This is a genomic window from Curtobacterium sp. 8I-2, from assembly GCF_902506155.1.
Lineage (GTDB): Bacteria > Actinomycetota > Actinomycetes > Actinomycetales > Microbacteriaceae > Curtobacterium > Curtobacterium poinsettiae.
Genome location: NZ_LR732827.1, coordinates 767,230 through 783,105 on the forward strand (window position 1 = coordinate 767,230; position 15,876 = coordinate 783,105).

General features: G+C 71.5%; 16 protein-coding genes. 6 read left to right on the forward strand and 10 right to left on the reverse strand.

What is annotated here, in order from left to right; all coding sequences use genetic code 11:
• Positions 1 to 343: 343 nt before the first annotated feature.
• Positions 344 to 1,102, forward strand: a complete 759-nt coding sequence (locus tag BOSE127_RS07255; RefSeq protein WP_159556731.1) for a hypothetical protein — start codon at positions 344 to 346, stop codon at positions 1,100 to 1,102.
• A 174-nt stretch (positions 1,103 to 1,276) separates the two neighbouring features.
• On the opposite strand, the gene rplL is transcribed toward BOSE127_RS07255, so the two are convergent.
• The 4 genes from rplL to BOSE127_RS07275 form a co-directional block, all read right to left on the reverse strand.
• On the reverse strand, positions 1,277 to 1,657 hold the full coding sequence (rplL, locus tag BOSE127_RS07260; protein WP_017888664.1) for a 50S ribosomal protein L7/L12: 381 nt from the start codon (positions 1,655 to 1,657) through the stop codon (positions 1,277 to 1,279).
• 51 nt (positions 1,658 to 1,708) lie between these two features.
• Complete coding sequence (rplJ, locus tag BOSE127_RS07265; RefSeq protein WP_017888663.1) at positions 1,709 to 2,224, reverse strand: 50S ribosomal protein L10; 516 nt, start codon at positions 2,222 to 2,224, stop codon at positions 1,709 to 1,711.
• Positions 2,225 to 2,503: 279 nt separating this feature from the next.
• Complete coding sequence (locus BOSE127_RS07270) at positions 2,504 to 4,033, reverse strand: sensor histidine kinase (RefSeq protein ID WP_017888662.1); 1,530 nt, start codon at positions 4,031 to 4,033, stop codon at positions 2,504 to 2,506.
• Positions 4,030 to 4,770 carry a response regulator transcription factor gene (locus tag BOSE127_RS07275; RefSeq protein WP_017888661.1) on the reverse strand — a complete coding sequence of 247 codons (741 nt, stop codon included), beginning with the start codon at positions 4,768 to 4,770 and terminating at the stop codon, positions 4,030 to 4,032. Before BOSE127_RS07275 ends, BOSE127_RS07270 begins: the two co-directional genes overlap by 4 nt.
• Before the next feature lie 104 nt (positions 4,771 to 4,874).
• On the opposite strand from BOSE127_RS07275, the gene BOSE127_RS07280 reads away from it, so the two are divergent.
• From BOSE127_RS07280 to BOSE127_RS07290, 3 genes are read left to right on the forward strand one after another with little or no spacing between them, the layout of a single operon-like run.
• Positions 4,875 to 5,909, forward strand: a complete 1,035-nt coding sequence (locus BOSE127_RS07280; protein WP_159556733.1) for an acyl-CoA dehydrogenase family protein — start codon at positions 4,875 to 4,877, stop codon at positions 5,907 to 5,909.
• Positions 5,903 to 7,261 carry a PIG-L family deacetylase gene (locus tag BOSE127_RS07285; protein WP_140448987.1) on the forward strand — a complete coding sequence of 453 codons (1,359 nt, stop codon included), beginning with the start codon at positions 5,903 to 5,905 and terminating at the stop codon, positions 7,259 to 7,261. The genes BOSE127_RS07280 and BOSE127_RS07285 overlap by 7 nt, the downstream gene beginning before the upstream one ends.
• Positions 7,258 to 7,968: a glycosyltransferase gene (locus BOSE127_RS07290; protein WP_159556735.1), complete on the forward strand. Its 711-nt coding sequence runs from the start codon at positions 7,258 to 7,260 to the stop codon at positions 7,966 to 7,968. The genes BOSE127_RS07285 and BOSE127_RS07290 overlap by 4 nt, the downstream gene beginning before the upstream one ends.
• Before the next feature lie 5 nt (positions 7,969 to 7,973).
• Here the strand turns inward: BOSE127_RS07290 and BOSE127_RS07295 are convergent, their stop codons facing one another.
• The 6 genes from BOSE127_RS07295 to BOSE127_RS07320 are packed head-to-tail and all read right to left on the reverse strand — an operon-like array spanning position 7,974 to position 13,310.
• Positions 7,974 to 8,852 carry a glycosyltransferase family 2 protein gene (locus tag BOSE127_RS07295; RefSeq protein ID WP_020381117.1) on the reverse strand — a complete coding sequence of 293 codons (879 nt, stop codon included), beginning with the start codon at positions 8,850 to 8,852 and terminating at the stop codon, positions 7,974 to 7,976.
• Entirely contained in the window at positions 8,849 to 9,442 is a 594-nt protein-coding gene (locus BOSE127_RS07300) for a D-glycero-alpha-D-manno-heptose-1,7-bisphosphate 7-phosphatase (protein WP_017888655.1), read from the reverse strand. Before BOSE127_RS07300 ends, BOSE127_RS07295 begins: the two co-directional genes overlap by 4 nt.
• Entirely contained in the window at positions 9,426 to 10,400 is a 975-nt protein-coding gene (locus BOSE127_RS07305; RefSeq protein ID WP_017888654.1) for a GHMP family kinase ATP-binding protein, read from the reverse strand. The genes BOSE127_RS07300 and BOSE127_RS07305 overlap by 17 nt, the downstream gene beginning before the upstream one ends.
• Entirely contained in the window at positions 10,397 to 11,032 is a 636-nt protein-coding gene (locus BOSE127_RS07310) for a D-sedoheptulose-7-phosphate isomerase (protein WP_017888653.1), read from the reverse strand. The genes BOSE127_RS07305 and BOSE127_RS07310 overlap by 4 nt, the downstream gene beginning before the upstream one ends.
• 54 nt (positions 11,033 to 11,086) lie before the next feature.
• Positions 11,087 to 11,833 carry a sugar phosphate nucleotidyltransferase gene (locus tag BOSE127_RS07315; protein ID WP_056070674.1) on the reverse strand — a complete coding sequence of 249 codons (747 nt, stop codon included), beginning with the start codon at positions 11,831 to 11,833 and terminating at the stop codon, positions 11,087 to 11,089.
• A gap of 22 nt (positions 11,834 to 11,855) precedes the next feature.
• Positions 11,856 to 13,310, reverse strand: a complete 1,455-nt coding sequence (locus BOSE127_RS07320; protein ID WP_071251877.1) for an oligosaccharide flippase family protein — start codon at positions 13,308 to 13,310, stop codon at positions 11,856 to 11,858.
• Positions 13,311 to 13,471: 161 nt separating this feature from the next.
• Between BOSE127_RS07320 and BOSE127_RS07325 the strand changes: the two genes are divergently transcribed.
• Both BOSE127_RS07325 and BOSE127_RS07330 read left to right on the forward strand, forming a co-directional pair.
• Positions 13,472 to 15,019, forward strand: a complete 1,548-nt coding sequence (locus tag BOSE127_RS07325) for an ABC transporter permease (RefSeq protein WP_071251878.1) — start codon at positions 13,472 to 13,474, stop codon at positions 15,017 to 15,019.
• A 101-nt stretch (positions 15,020 to 15,120) separates the two neighbouring features.
• Positions 15,121 to 15,798, forward strand: a complete 678-nt coding sequence (locus BOSE127_RS07330) for an ABC transporter ATP-binding protein (RefSeq protein ID WP_071251893.1) — start codon at positions 15,121 to 15,123, stop codon at positions 15,796 to 15,798.
• Positions 15,799 to 15,876 lie beyond the last annotated feature (78 nt).

Here is a 15,876-nt window from a genome sequence, read left to right on the forward strand (position 1 = left end):
CCCGCCCGCGACGAGTCTCGGCCAAGCGGACTCTCTACGGCTCACGAAAGCGCGAGAGTGTCTGCCCAGACGAGACTCGGCACATTCCTCGGGACAGTCGTGCACCTGCGCTCTCCACAGATCCCGCCGGAGGGCACACAGCGCACATCCGAGTCCGCACACTCGCATCATGCAGCTTCACCGGACACGCCCCGATCTCCTCCGCGCCGAGCGGTCGGATCCATCGCGAGCACGACAACTCCGACGGCTCCATGCCGCTGGGCGAGTCATCCGGCTCCGTGCGGGTGTCTACCTCGACAAGCGGGTGTGGGATGCACTCGACACGTCGGACAAGCACCTCGCCATGGCTTGGGCTCTCGCTCCTGACCTGAGTCCGACCAGCGCGTTCTCGCACGTCACGGCTGCACTCATCCATGGCTGGCCGTTGATCGGACCGGCTCCGGCGCGGATCCACGTCGTCGACTGGAAGCTGGTCGGTGTCGAACACCGGGTCGGGCTCATTCGACACGGCATCGACCCCGCTGGCCTGTGCCTCGGCCCCAGTCGATTCGACGGCGTCCCTGTGGTCGATGCGCTCGGAACGGCGGTGGCCGTCGCGCGAACGTGCGACCCGGCGGTCGCCGCCGTGGCCATCGACCATGCAGTGCGCATGAAGGCGATCGACAGGAAAGTGTTCGAGGAGCACCTGCCGCCGCCCGCATCGCGCGGTGGCCGGAGGGCTCGGCTCGTCGCCACCGCGCTCGATCCGGCACACGAGTCACCCGGTGAGTCCTACTCTTCGATCCGACTCGTGCAACTGGGAGTGACCAACATCCACCCGCAGCATGAGTTCATCACGAACGGGTTCCGTGACCGAGTCGACTTCTGGTTGCCCGACGCCGGAGTCTTCGTCGAGTTCGATGGCAAGCAGAAGTACGTCGACCGCGAGATGCTCGCAGGTCGCGATCCCAGCGAGGTCCTCTGGCAGGAGAAGCGCCGGGAGGACCGCATCCGTACCCACCGAGAAGTTCGGTCCGTCATCCGAGTGACCTGGTGGCACCTCGAGAGCCTCGACCGGTTCCGTGCGCTGCTCCGTTCGCACGGGGTGTTGATCACTCCGTGAGCAGCATCGGCGACAATCGAGTCTCGGCTCAACGGACAACTTCCCGCTCCAGCGGCCGGCAAAGTGTCCGCTCAGCCGAGTCTCGGCGAAGGTGCCGCACACAGCCCCCACCCCGCACACGACGAAGGCCGCCACCCCGAGGGGCAGCGGCCTTCGTGACCGGAACGGTCGAGACTACGCGAGCTCGATCGTGGCGCCAGCGGCCTCGAGGGTCGCCTTCGCCTTGTCGGCGGTCTCCTTGTTCGCACCCTCGAGGATCTTGGCGTCGGCGGTCTCGACGAGCGCCTTGGCCTCACCGAGGCCGAGCGACGTCAGGCCACGGACCTCCTTGATGACCTGGATCTTCTTGTCACCAGCGGACTTGAGGATGACGTCGAACTCGGTCTTCTCCTCAGCGGCCTCGGCCGGGGCAGCGGCGGCCGGAGCGGCAGCAGCGGCCGGGGCAGCAGCGGTGACCTCGAAGACCTCTTCGAACTTCTTCACGAAGTCCGAGAGCTCGATGAGCGTGAGCTCCTTGAAGGCCTCGATGAGCTCGTCCTGCGAAAGCTTCGCCATGATTTTCTCCTACTACTAGCTAGTACGTGTGGTTGATGAACGCGAGCCTGATCAGGCCGCGGACTCCTGCTTCTCGCGAAGGGCGTCCACGGTGCGGACGGCCTGCGAGAGGGGTGCCTGGAACAGGTACGCAGCACCGAACAGCGAGGCCTTGAGTGCGCCGGCGAGCTTGCCGAGCAGCACTTCACGGGACTCGAGGTCGGCGAGCTTGTCCACCTCGGTCGCGGTGAGCGGGTTACCGTCGAAGTAACCGCCCTTCACCACGAGCTCGGGGTTCGCCTTGGCGAATGCACGCAGCGACTTCGCGACGGCGACGGTGTCACCGTGGACGAAGGCGAGAGCGGACGGACCGGCGAGTTCGTCGTCGAACGACGAGATGCCGGCGTTGTTCGCCGCGATCTTGGTCAGCGTGTTCTTCACCACGGCGTACGTGGCGTGCTCACGGATCGAGTTGCGGAGCTCCTTGAGCTGCGCGACCGTGAGACCGCGGTACTCGGTGAGCAGAACGGCGTTCGAGCTACGGAAGGACTCCGTGAGCTCGGCGACCGCAGCTTCCTTGTTCGCCATGGTTCTCCTTGGGGGTCTTGCCGGCAGCCCCAGGTCCACGAACGAAAAAAGCTCCGGCGCAGAGGCTCGGAGCTGCTCTCACCAGATGGTGGGAGTGGTTCGGAACACCTGCGCGGGATGCCTCACGAGTGAGGACCTTCGGTCACGATGTTCACAAACACGTTGCAAGCAGCACGACATCCGGCGGTCTTTGGCTTCGAGAACAGTAGCAGATGCCGTGGACGAGACCAAACAGCGGTCGGGAGGCGCGGTGCGGGCCCGCCCCGCGCCTCCCCTCCGTCAGTGGGTGCGGTCCACCGCAGCGGGCGTCGCCGACCAGTCGGCGGACCCGGCCCCCTCGGCCGGCTCGGCCGACGACGACGACGACGCGACCGACCCCGCCGCGGCAGCAGCCGCAGCGGGGTCGCGCGGCAGGTGCACCGTGAACACCGTGTCCCCGGGCTCGCTCGTGACCTCGACCCGCCCGCCGTGCGCCTGCACGACCGCGGCGACGATGGCGAGCCCGAGCCCGGTCGACCCGACCGTGCGGGAGCGCGAGCTGTCGGCACGGGCGAACCGCTCGAACAGCTTCGGCAGGAACTCCGGGTCGATGCCCTGGCCGGTGTCGCGCACGGTCAGGTCCACGCCGCCGTCGACCGGGGCGAGCCCGACCGTGATGCGGGTGCCCTCGGGCGTGTGGGTCCGGGCGTTCGTGACGAGGTTGACGATGACCTGGTGCAGGCGTGCGGCGTCCCCGGTGATGGTGACCGGCTCCGGTGGGACGTCGACCTCGATGGGGTGCTCGGGTGAGGCGGCGTGGGCGTCGTTCACGGCGTCGAGCACCAGGCCGGTCAGGTCGACCTCGGCGAACTGGATCTCGCGGCCCTCGTCGAGCCGCGCGAGGAGCAGCAGGTCCTCCACCATCGAGGTCATCCGGATGGACTCGGACTCGATGCGGCTCATCGCGTAGACGACGTCCTTCGGCAGGTCGCCGCCCATGCGCCGGGTGAGTTCGGCGTACCCGCGCACCGAGGCGAGCGGGGTCCGGAGCTCGTGCGAGGCGTCGGCGACGAACTGCCGCACCTTCTGCTCCGAGCGTTCCCGCGCCTGCATCGCACTGCCGATGTGCCCGAGCATCCGGTTGAAGGCGCTGCCGACCCGGCCGACCTCGGTGCGGGGGTCGGTGTCCGGCACGCGGACGCCGTCGAGGGCGTCACTGCGGTCGAGCGGCATGCGCGCGACGGTGGAGGCGGTCTCGGCGACGCGGTCGAGCGGCCGCAGGGAGCGCCGGACCACGAGGGCGGCGACCAGTGAGGCGGCGAGGAGTGCGAGTCCGGTGACGACCAGCACGACGCCCAGGAGCTTCCAGACGCTCTCGTAGACGGGTGCCATCGGCAGGCCGACCACGAGCACGGCAGGCCCGACGGTCGCCGCGGTCACCCGGTAGCGACCGAGGTCACCGCCGAGGTCGATGGTGTGTGGACGCCCGTCGACGTGCACCCCGCCGAGCGGCGCGACCACCGGCGCCGAGAGACGCTCGATCCCCCCGGCGTTGTCCAGCACGCTCCCGACGATGACGTCCCCGTTGAGGAAGTAGACCGTCAGGGTCCCGGACGCTTGTCCGGACGGGCGGCCGATGTCCAGACCCGGCCCGCTCCCGCCCTGCTGCTCGACGGATCGCTGCGCACGGTTCGTGGCGAACTGCAGCTGCTCGTCGATCGCGGAGCGCTGGATCGAGAACAACGCGATGATGCTCCCCGCCCCGATCACCGCACTCACGGCGACGACGAGGGCGACGATGCTCAGGACGAGCCGACGCCGCAGGGTCACGAGGTCGGCTTGATGACGTACCCGACGCCGCGCACCGTGTGGATCATCGGCGTCTCGCCGGCGTCGATCTTCTTGCGCAGGTAGGAGATGTAGATCTCGACGACCGAGGACTTGCCGCCGAAGTCGTACGACCACACGCGGTCCAGGATCTGCGCCTTCGAGAGCACGCGACGGGGGTTCCGCATCAGGAAGCGAAGGAGTTCGAACTCGGTGGCCGTCAGTTCGATCGGCCGGCCGGCGCGGTGCACCTCGTACGACTCCTCGTCGAGCACCAGGTCGCCGACGACGATGCGTGAGTCTCCGGCCTCGGAGATCGAGATCTGCGAGCGGCGGATGAGCCCGCGCAGACGCGCCACGACCTCTTCCAGGGAGAACGGCTTCGTGACGTAGTCGTCACCACCGGCGGTGAGTCCGGTGACCCGGTCCTCGACGGAGTCCTTGGCGGTGAGGAACAGCACCGGGGTGTCGTCGTTGTTCTGCCGCAGCCGGCTCAGCACCTGCAGCCCGTCGAGGTCGGGCATCATCACGTCGAGCACCATCGCGTCGGGCTTGAACTCCCGCGCGGTCGTCAGGGCGTCCTGCCCGCCGTTCGCGCTCTTCACGTCCCAGCCCTCGTAGCGCAGCGCCATGGACAACAGGTCGGTGAGGCTGGCTTCGTCGTCGACGACCAGGATGCGCAACGGGGTTCCGTCGGCACGTGTGAGGCGCGGGGCTGCTGCGGGCTGGGAGATGGTCACGTCTTCGAGTATCGAGAAGTTCCTATGAGTCGTCTGTGGCCCGGCCCAGTGCGTTCTGTGGATCGAGGACACGTCCACTGCCCGACGCTCCGTACGTTGGGAGCATGTTGCGATCTGCAGCCTGGCCGTCGTCGGCCCGGCACCTGGAAACCGCGCGGATCGAACGGACGACCGGGAGGCCCGGCTCGACACCGACGGACCGCCTGACGGTCGCGCAGGCGGTCGCCGCCACCACCCCACCTCTGTCCGCCGGAACGGCCGGCGGCTTCTTCGGCACGCTCGCCGCGGTCGCCGCGGCGGACGTCGCCACTGCCCGCACCGTCGAACCGCACCTGGACGCCCTCGGGATCCTGGCGCAGGCCGGGGTCGACGCGCCGGACGGTTCCACGTGGGGCGTCTTCGCAGCCGAGGGCCTGGGGCTGCGGCTCGACGCCGCGCCACAGGACGACGGCACGGTCCTGCTCCACGGCAGGAAGCCGTGGTGCTCGTTCGCCTCGACGCTCTCGCACGCCCTGGTCACCGCGCACCTGGGTGACGAGCGCGTCCTGGTCGCCGTGGACCTGCGACAGCCGGGCGTCACCGTGCACGACGAGGCCTGGGTCGCACGCGGCATGCCCGACGTGCCGAGCGGACCGGTCGACTTCGACGGTGTCCGGGCACGAGCCGTCGGCGCCCCCGGCTGGTACCTGGAGCGTCCGGGCTTCGCGTGGGGCGGCATCGGTGTCGCGGCCTGCTGGTGGGGCGGCGCGGTCGGGCTCGCACGGGTGCTCCGCGACGCCGCGGCCGCGCACCCGGAGTCCGAGCTGCTGCAGGCGGCCCTCGGTGCCACCGTCGCCGACCTCGCCGACGCCGAGGACGCCCTCGCCGACGCCGCTGCCCGGATCGACGGCTCCGACCCGGCCTCCGACGACACCGACTGGCGGCTGCTCGCCCAGACGGTGCGATCGCGGGTGCGCCGGTCGGTCGACGCGGTGCGCGAACGGGTGGTCGCGACGATCGGCCCGGCACCGCTGACCGCCGATGCCGCCGTCGCCGCGCGGGTCGCCGACCTCGAGCTCTACGTCCTGCAGGACCACGGTGCACGCGACCTCGCCCGCATCGGCCGGATGGTGCTCGAGCGCGGCGGTGTCGCGTGGTGAACTTCGACCACCGCGAACCGGGGACCGACCCGGCGGCGTGGACACGGTTCCTCGACGGCGTGGACGCACCGGCGATCGACCTGGCCGACACCGGGTCCGTGCTCGTCGTCGCACCGCACCCCGACGACGAGACCCTCGGTGCCGGTGGCCTGATCGCGGCGGCTGCGCAGGCTGGCACCCCCGTGCACGTGCTGCTCCTCACCCGCGGCGAGCGCTCCCACCCGGACTCCCCCACGACGACCGCGGAGGCGCTCGCCGCCGCACGCGACGCGGAGTTCGTTGCGGCCGTGCGCGTCCTGCACCCCGACGTCACGTCGACCTCGGTCGGGATCCCGGACGGCACGACCCGCGAACACCGCGACCGCGTGACGGAGGCCGTCGACCAGGCGCTGGCCGCGGCCGCGCACCCGGTGCTCCTCGTCGCACCGTGGCCTGGAGACGGGCACCGTGACCACCGCATCGCCGGCGAGGTCACCGAGGCCGCCGCGGCGAGCGCCCCCGACGTCGACCTGCTCGCGTACCCGATCTGGGCGTGGCACTGGGACGAGCCGGAGCACACCGTCGCCCCGTGGGACCGCGCTCGAGCGCTGCCGCTGACCGAGGACCTCGTCGCCCGGAAGCGCGCCGCCCTCGATGCCTACCCGTCGCAGACCCGGCCGCTCTCGCCCGCGGTCGGCGACGAGGCGATCGTCGACGACCGGCACGCCGCACACCACCTGCGGACGACCGAGTGGTTCTTCGTGCCGGAGTCCGCCGCGTCGCGGTCTCGCGAGTCGTTCGACGCGCACTACGACCGGAAGCCCGAGGGGTGGGACTTCGACGGGTCCTGGTACGAGCAGCGCAAGCGGGCCGTGACGCTGGCGGCGCTCCCCCGCCCGCGTTTCCGCTCGGCGCTCGAGCTCGGTTGTGCGACCGGCGTCCTGACCGCCGCCCTGGCCGAACGCGCGGACGACGTGCTCGGCACCGACATCTCGGCGGCACCGCTCGAGCGTGCCGCCCGCCGTGCCCCGACCGCGCGGTTCGTGCAGGCGGCCCTGCCGTCCGAGTGGCCGGAGGGCCGCTGGGACCTGGTGGTGATGTCCGAGGTCGGGTACTACCTGTCCCCGGCCGACCTCGACGCCACGATCGACCGCGTGCTCACCTCGCTCGACGACGACGGCGTGCTCGTCGCCTGTCACTGGCGGCACCCCGACGACGAGGCCGTGTCGAGCGGCGACGCGGTGGACGCGCGGCTGACCGAACGCTGGCCGCGTCCCGCCCTGCTCCGGCACGTGGAAGCGGACTTCGTGCTGAGCGTGCTGCCCGGCCCGGCGGTCACCTCGGTGGCCCGGGCCGAGGGGATCGTCCGGTGACCGGACCCCACCACCGACCGCGCATCGACGTGGTCGTCCCGGCGCACGACGAGGCCGACCGGATCGCCGCGTGCCTCGGATCGCTCCTGGTGGCGGTCGACCGGCTCGCCACGGAGCGGCCCGGGGTCGACGCGGCGATCACGGTGGTGCTGGACGGTTGCACGGACGACACCGCTGCCGTGGTCGATCGGTACCCGGTCGACGTCCTGACCACGGACCGGGTCGGGGTCGGTCGGGCACGGTCCATCGGGGCGACGCACGCGCTGCGAGCGCACGACGGCGACCCGGTGGCTCGGTGGCTCGCGCACACCGACGCCGATTCGCGCGTGCACGAGCGGTGGCTCGTCCAGCAGTCCGACGCACTGGCATCCGGCGCGCAGGTGCTCGTCGGCGCCGTCGTCCCGGACCCGGACGACCTGGCACCCGCGGTGCTCGACCGGTGGACGCGGGCCCACCCGCCGGGCGCCGCGCTCGGTCACGTGCACGGCGCCAACCTCGGCGTGCTCGCCGCGGCGTACGTCACGCTCGGCGGGTTCGACCCCGTCCCCGAACACGAGGACGCCCGCCTGGTCACCCGGGCCCGAGCGCTCGGGTTCCGCGTGGACGCGACCGTCGAGCTGCCGGTGGTGACGAGCGGGCGCTTCGCCGGCAGGACCCCGGGCGGGTACGCCGAACACCTGCGCCAGCAGTACGGCGACGTCGGCTGACCGTCCTAGGTGGAGGTGGGGCGTCGGCCGGTGAACCGCTCCACCCAGCCGGCGACCGTCCCGAGGCGGATCGCCGCAGCACGTCGTCGCCGCCGGCCGAACGGTGCGCCCACGAGCGCCCATCCGGTCGCCAGGAGGTGACGGAGGACCTCGCGGGGACGCCAGGCGGCGCCGTGCGCTCGGTGCTTGTCGACGAGGACACGGTCCCAGCGCGCGTAGTGCCGGTTGTTCCGGAACAGCTCCCGGGTGCCTCGGCGGAGTCGGTACTGGACCGATGCGGACGGTTCGAAGTGGGTCGGGAACCCGAGGTAGGTCGCACGCCATGCCAGGTCGATGTCCTCGGCGGCACCGAGCGACGTGTCGAAGCCCCCGGCGGCTTCGAGGACGGTGCGCCGCATGCCGAGGTTGGCAGCGGACGTGTGCGGGAGGTGCCCGAACCGCACGATCGGCCACGCCTGCTCGGGCGCTTCCCACATCCACGGCTCGTTGAGCGCGTCGTGCAGCAGCGGCCCCGTGCAGACACCGGCATCGGCCAGCCCGCGGACCATCCCCGCGATCCAGGTGTCCGCCACGACGTCGTCAGCGTCGCAGAACAGCACGATGTCGGAGCGGAGTGCCCGCCAACCGGCGTTCCGCGCCGGGGCAGCGCCTCGGATCGCGGACGAGTCGATGGAGCGGACCGTCCAGCCGCGCGGCCACTCCTCTGCAGCGATGCGCGCGTCGACCAGGTGACGGGGTTCACCGTTGCAACTGACCACGATCTCGACGGGTCCGGTCCACGTCTGCCGGGCGAGCGCTGCGAACTGGGGGCCGAGCTCGACAGTGGTGCGCTGTCCGACCGGGATGACGACGCCGACCGTGGGCTGCGGTGCGACGCCGCTCATCGTGCGGGTTCCCGTTGGCCGGCCGTCGCGCCGATCATCGTGGCCGCCGTGGTGATCCCGGCGGCGGGGGTCACCCCCGTGGCGTGGAGGTCGCCGACGAGGACACCGCCGGCGAGCCCGGCGGTCCGACCACAGGCGAGGTCGGACGGACGGTCACCGACGATCCAGGACCCGGCGAGCCGGATGCCGAACGTCGCTGCCGCCGCGAGGACCATGCCGGGTCCGGGCTTCCGCCACGGGTCCGGGTCACCGGGCAGTCGAGCACTCCCGACGATCACGTCGACGTCCGCGCCGTGGGACTGCATGGCTCGGCGGATGCGCCCGTTCACGGTGTCGAAGCCGGACCAGTCGTACCAGCCCCGGGCGATGCCGCTCTGGTTCGTCACGACGACCACCGGGATGCCGTCGTGCCAGGCCGCAGCAGCCGATTCGATGGCGTCGGGGACGAGCTCGGTGCGGTCGAGCGACCCGACGTGTCCGTGGTCGACGATGAGCACACCGTCCCGGTCGAGGAACAGTGCATCGACGCCGTCGAGCGGCCGTTCGGAGAGCCGTTCCAACGACCGGTGGCGGTCACGCGACGCGGACACGGGTCCCGGTCTCCGAGAAGGCGAACGGGACGACGCGTTCGGGGCCGAGGGCCCGGACGAACGCAGCACGCTCGGACGGGGGCACGACGAACAGCATGTGCCCGCCTCCGCCGGCACCGAGCAGTTTCCCGCCGGTGGCCCCGAGCGTGCGTCCGTGCTCGTACAGCTCGACGACGGGGCTCGCCGTCGTTCCGAGCACCGCGGCCTTGAGCGTCCATGCCTCGTGCAGGGCCGGGCCGAACGAGTCGGTGCGACCGGCGGCGAGCTCGTCGCCCATCACCCGGGCGAGCTCCACCATCCGTGTCACGCGGTCCCGCGCTCCGCCCGGCCGCGACATCGTGCGGGACTGGCGGCCGAGTTGCTGTCCGGCGTCCCGCCCGATCAGGGTGTCGACCAGCACGAGCGACGATTCGAGGTCCTGCCTGGCACGCTCCGGCATGTCGATGGGCGTCGCGACCGTCGAGCCGTCGGTGCCGAAGTCGTAGCGACGGAGTCCCCCGTGGGCGGACGCGGTCTGGTCCTGCAGGCCCACCGGACGCGCGCAGCGGATCATCTCGATCTCACTGGCCGTGGCGGCGAGCGCGCTCGGCTCGAGGTCGGCACCGCGGAGTGCCGCCAACGCCGCCACCAGGCTGGTGACGACCGCGCCGGAGGTGCCGAGGCCGGTCCCGGAGCTCCGGACGTCGGAGTGGATCGAGACGTCGACCGGGACCGCCGGGGTGTCGTGCAGCAGGGCTTCGCGCACGAAGTCGTGCTCGATGGCTGCCGGGGAGTCCGCCGTCTGCACGCCGTCGGTCACGACGCGGATCCCACCACGTGCACGGGGGCGGACGACGGTCTCGACGGCCAGGTCGATCGTGGTGCTGACCACGCACCCGGGCTGCTCGGAGAAGTACGCGGGGAGGTCGCTGCCCCCACCGAAGAAGGAGACGCGGAGCGGGGAGCGGGCGATGATCACGAGCGGGCGACCTGGACGCCGGCGACGAAGGCACGGGTGAGCGCGTGGTGGTACGCGACGTGGAAGTCCTCGATGACGTCGATGTCACACGACGGCACCACGGCGGCGACGTCGACGAGGTCGAGGATCGGCGGGAGTCCCTGCATCGCCCCGGTGAAGGCGAGCGTGACGGCGCCGCGGTCGCGGGCGAAGTCGAGCGCGCGCAGCACGTTGGCGGATCCCCCGGAGGCGCTGAGCCCGAACACGACGTCCCCGGTGCGCATGAGGACCCGCAGCTGCTCGAGGAAGACGTCGTCGTAGTCGAAGTCGTTGCCGACGGCGGTCATCATTGCGGCGTTGTCGGTCAGGGCGAGGATCCGCAGCCGCTCGGCGACCGGAGCGAGCGGGTCGGCCTGCCGGGACGGAGCCAGGCTCTTCGCGAGGTCGGCCGCCATGTGGCTCGCCAACGCCGCGCAGGCCCCGTTGCCGAAGACGAAGACCGAGCGTCCGTCGCGGTGGGCGTCGACGAGCACGGCCGCGATGCGCGCGATCTCGTCGACGGGGAACCGACGGGCGAACCGGTCGACCTGGACGGAGTACGCCTCGACGATCTGCGCGGCGGCCCGCAGGTCAGGGGCTGTGGTGGTGAGCATGGCTGTCCTTCGTTCGGTGTCGACGACCAGCATACCCATTACACATGCGAAATATCAACGGTGGAGGGCAACCGCTGCGGCGAACGCGGTCGTGTAGCCGTCGATCGACCCGGTCTCGTGCCAGTCGCCGTGGATCCGTGCGGCCTGCACGCCCCCGTCGAGTGCGAGCGCGCCGAGCGCAGCACTGAGGTAGAGCTCCCCGTCGGCCGCGGGGGCCACGGCGCGCAGCGCTCCGAGCACCGCTGGCGTGACCACGTACCCGCCGACCGAAGCGAGCCCGTCGACGGGCGGGTCGACCGGCTTCTCGACGAGTTCGACGACCCTCCCGCTGGCGTCCACACGAGCGACACCGCAGCGTCGGAGCGCCGCACGCGGAGCACGCACGACGGCGATGACGGGCAGTCCGGTCCTGCGGTGACGGTCGAGCACGACGGCGCTGCGGTTCTCACCGAAGACGACCTCGTCACCCCAGAGCACGAGGAAGGACTCATCGCGCACGCGGGTCGCAGCCGACAGGATCGCTCCCCCGTTGCCCGGCCCGGCAGTCTGGAGACAGGTCTCCAACTCGACACCCCGGGCTCGGGCGTCCGGCCGGAGGACGTCCGTGACGTAGTCGTTCAAGGCCGTCTTGTCCGGCCGGGTGACGAGGACGATGCGCTCGATCCCGGCGCCGATCAGTTCGTCGACCACGATGTCCAGCGTCGGCCGGTCGCCGAGTGGCAGCAGCTCCTTCGGGATCGCTTGCGTCAGGCGACCGAGTCGGGTGCCGCGACCGGCGGCGGGGATGACAGCCGTCCGCACGGGTGGGACCGGGGGGACGGGATCAGGGAACCGGGCCACGGGCGAGCGCCTTCCTGGGACGGGGACGGGGAGGTCGTCGGCGCCGACGGGGCAGGGCCGATCGGACGTCGGGGAACACGAGGGCGACGAGCAGTGCCGCCAGTGCTGCCAGGATGCCCGGCACGAGCACGGAGCCGATCGGATCAGCACCGAACCCGACCCGGACCACGGCCGACACGAGGACCGCGGCGCTCGTGGCCGCGGCCGCAGGGAGGACCGGGAGTCCGAGGTCGCGCAACCGCAGACCGGATCCCTTCGTCGCCACCAGGAAGGCCGGCACCACGAGCCCGGAGCAGGCCACCGCGTACGCGGCAGCCATGCCCTGCGGCCCCCAGACGGTGCCGACGACGAGGGCGCCGACGAGGACCGGCTGGGTGACCAGCGCCCAACGGACCTGTCGCCCGGCGCGGCCACTGGCGATGAAGTACCAGACGGCCGCGAACCCGAGCGCCTGCGCCCCGCCCGCGACGACGAGGAACGGCAGGAGTGCCGCGGAGCCGAGCCAGTCGTCACCGAACAGCAGGTGGACGATCGGACCGGCGAGCACCCCGAGCACGGCGAGGACCGGCCACGCCAGGAGCGTCACCGTGCCGACGAGTCGCCGGAACCGCTCACGGAGCACCACGGCGTCGACGCCCGCCATCGCCGGGACCGCGATCCGTTGGACAGCCGCCCCGATCTGGTCCAGCGGCAAGGTCATCAGCTGCACGGCCTGGACCCACAAGCCGGACGCCGCCGGGCCGAAGAGCGCCGCCACCAGCACGCGGTCCCCTGCCCTGGCGACGAGCGAGACCAGCTGAACCAAGGACACGTCCCGCGCGAGCGCGGCCATGGTGCGGACCGAACGCCACGGTGCTCCGGTGCCGCGGGGTACGCGGCGCAGGACGACGACGCCGACCGTGATCACGATCCACAGGGCCACCACCTGCGCCACCATCGCGACGGGTCCGGCGCCGACGAGCGCGAGACCGATCGACAGCGTGGATCCGAGCACCACGGCGATCGACTCGACGAGTGCGACCCGTCCCATCTCGTGCTGGCGCACCATCGAGGCGATCGGGACGGCGACGAGGCCGGCGAGCGGGAAGGCCACTGCGATCGCCAGGAGCAGCCCGCCGGACGGCGACGACGGCAGCGCCCGGAGGACGAGGAGACCTGAGGCGGCGACGAGGGCCCCCAGCAGGATCCCAGTCAGGGAGCTCGCCCGGTGGAGTGCGACGTGGACGTCCGCCGGGAGCGCACCCGAACGCAGGACGACCGCAGCGAACCCGCTGTTGCGGACCAGCTCGAGGACGACACCGAGCGCGAGCACCGCCGCGGCGACCCCGTAGGCGTCCGGCCCCAAGACGCGTGCCACGACGACGTTCGAGACGATCTGCACGGAGGCCCGGAAAGCGGTCGCGGCGATGCTGAACACCCCACTCCGTACGATCGCCACGCATCCAGAATATCACGTGTCATCCTTTGCCGGGGGCGCTTACGCGGTTCATCGGAAGCAGCAGTGACCGCCACAACCACGCTGCCTAGGTTCTCCTCCGTCGGCCCCGCCGCGTGCTCTGCGCGGCCGGTGACCCCAGCCGGCCACCACCGAGGAGAACCATGTTCCTGACCTACCTCAGGCGCGAACTCACGAACCGCAAGAAGCAGACGGTCATCATCGCGATCGGGATGGCCCTGGCCATCGCCCTCGTGGTGATCGTGTCGTCGATCTCGGGTGGCGTGCAGGCAGCGCAGTCGAGCGTCCTGCAGTCCGTCTACGGCGTCGGCACCGACATCACCGTCACCAAGACCGCGACGGCGTCGACGAACGGCGGGCGTCCGAGCTTCGACTTCGGCAGCCGGGGCGACAGCGACGACGACAGCGGTTCGACCGACCTGTCGCAGTCGCGGCTCGCGGTCGCGCGCGGTACGAGCACCCTGGACGCCGCGAACCTGTCGACGATCACGAGCACCGACGGCGTCAAGGCCGCGACGGGTGTCCTGACCCTCGAGAACAGCACGTTCTCCGGCCAGGTCCAGCAGCAGTCGACCGACGACAGCAGCACGGACGGCAGCAGCGACTCCAGCAGCGACAGCACGACCCAGCAGGGCCCACCGAGCGGGGACACCGGCGGTGGCGGCGGGTTCGGCGGTGGGTCGTTCAGCGTCGACTCGTTCACGGTGACCGGCATCCCGGTGTCCGGCGCGACGGTCGGTCCGCTCACGAGCACCGAGCTCACGAAGGGGCGCACCTTCGCCGCGGAGGACGCGGGAAAGGACGTCGTCGTGCTCGATGCGTCGTACGCGAAGAGCGAGTCGAAGGCGGTCGGTGACACCGTCGACATCGGCGGCACGGACTTCACCGTCATCGGCATCGTCAGCTCCACCGGTTCGGCCTCGACCACGGGCTCGAACACCTACATCCCGCTCGACACCGCGCAGGCGCTGGCCGACCTCGACGGCAAGGTCACCTCGATCTCCGTCTCCGCCGAGTCGTCGTCCGACGTCAGCACCATCAAGTCCGCACTGCAGGCGAAGCTGCCGAGTGCCACCGTCTCCACCGAGGCCGACCTGGCCTCGAGCGTGTCCGGGTCGCTCAGCACCGCGTCGAGCCTGGTCGCGAACCTCGGCACGTGGCTGTCGATCGTCGTGCTCGCCGCGGCGTTCCTCATCGCGATCCTCTTCACGATCTCCGGCGTGACCCGCCGCACCCGCGAGTTCGGGACCCTCAAGGCGATCGGCTGGTCGAACGGCCGCATCACCCGACAGGTGGCGGGCGAGTCCCTGGTGCAGGGCCTGATCGGCGGCGTGCTCGGCGCTGCGGCCGGCCTGATCGGCATCCTCGTGGTGAACGTCATCAGCCCGACGATCTCGGCGAGCGCCTCGAGCACGACCGGCGGGGGTGCCGGTGGCGGCGGTGGCATGCCCGGAGGCGCAGCGACCGCGGCCGCGGGCAGCGGCACGACGGGCGGTGCACCGGCCGGTGGCTTCGGCGGCGGCGCGAGCACCGCGTCGACGACCGACGTGGTGCTGCACGCCCCGGTGACCGTCGAGGTGATCCTGCTGGCGATCGGCCTGGCGATCCTCGGCGGGCTCATCGCCGGCGCGCTCGGCGGCTGGCGTGCGAGCCGGCTCCGTCCGGCCGAAGCGCTCCGGAGCGTGGCCTGATGGCCGGCTGCACCGACACGACCGAACCGACGACAGGAGCACCCGTGACCAGCACCGACACCGCGACCGGCGAGGCGGAGGCGCGCCGTGCCTCCAGTCCGATGTACCGGCTGACGAACGTCAGCAAGACCTACCAGCAGAAGAACCGGACCGTCACCGCCCTGACGAACGTGCACCTGACGATCCCGCAGGGGCAACTCGTGGCCGTCCAGGGGCCGACCGGCGGCGGGAAGTCGACGCTGCTGCAGATGCTCGGAGCGCTCGACCGGCCGAGTGCCGGGTCGATCCACCTCGGTGGCGACCGCGACGTGGCGAAGCTCGGCGACGGCGCGCTGACCGACCTGCGCGCGACCGAGATCGGCTTCGTGTTCCAGAGCTTCAACCTGATCCCGACGCTGACGGCGCTCGAGAACGTCGAGACGGCGTTCGTGGGGTCGCTCGCGAACCGGTCCCGGACCGAGGTCCGCGAGCGTGCGGTGGCTGCCCTCCGCGAGGTCGGGCTGGGTGAGCGGATGGAGCACCTGCCGGCCGAGCTCTCCGGCGGACAGCAGCAGCGGGTGGCGATCGCCCGGGCGCTGGTGAAGAACCCGAGCGTGCTGCTCGCCGACGAGCCGACGGGTGCGCTCGACGAGTCGACCCGCGACGAGATCATGGCGCTCATCGAGAAGCAGTGGCGGGAGCGCGGGCTGACCGTCGTCATCGTCACGCACGACTCGTGGGTCGCGAAGCGGGCCGAGCGGCGCCTGCACATCAAGCAGGGGCAGGTGTGCGAGGTCTAGCGGGGCAGGCGGGTGCGCGGGCAGGCGCGGGGCGTCCGCCCGCGTTCCGCGCTGAGCGACAGTCCACGCCTCCAGGAG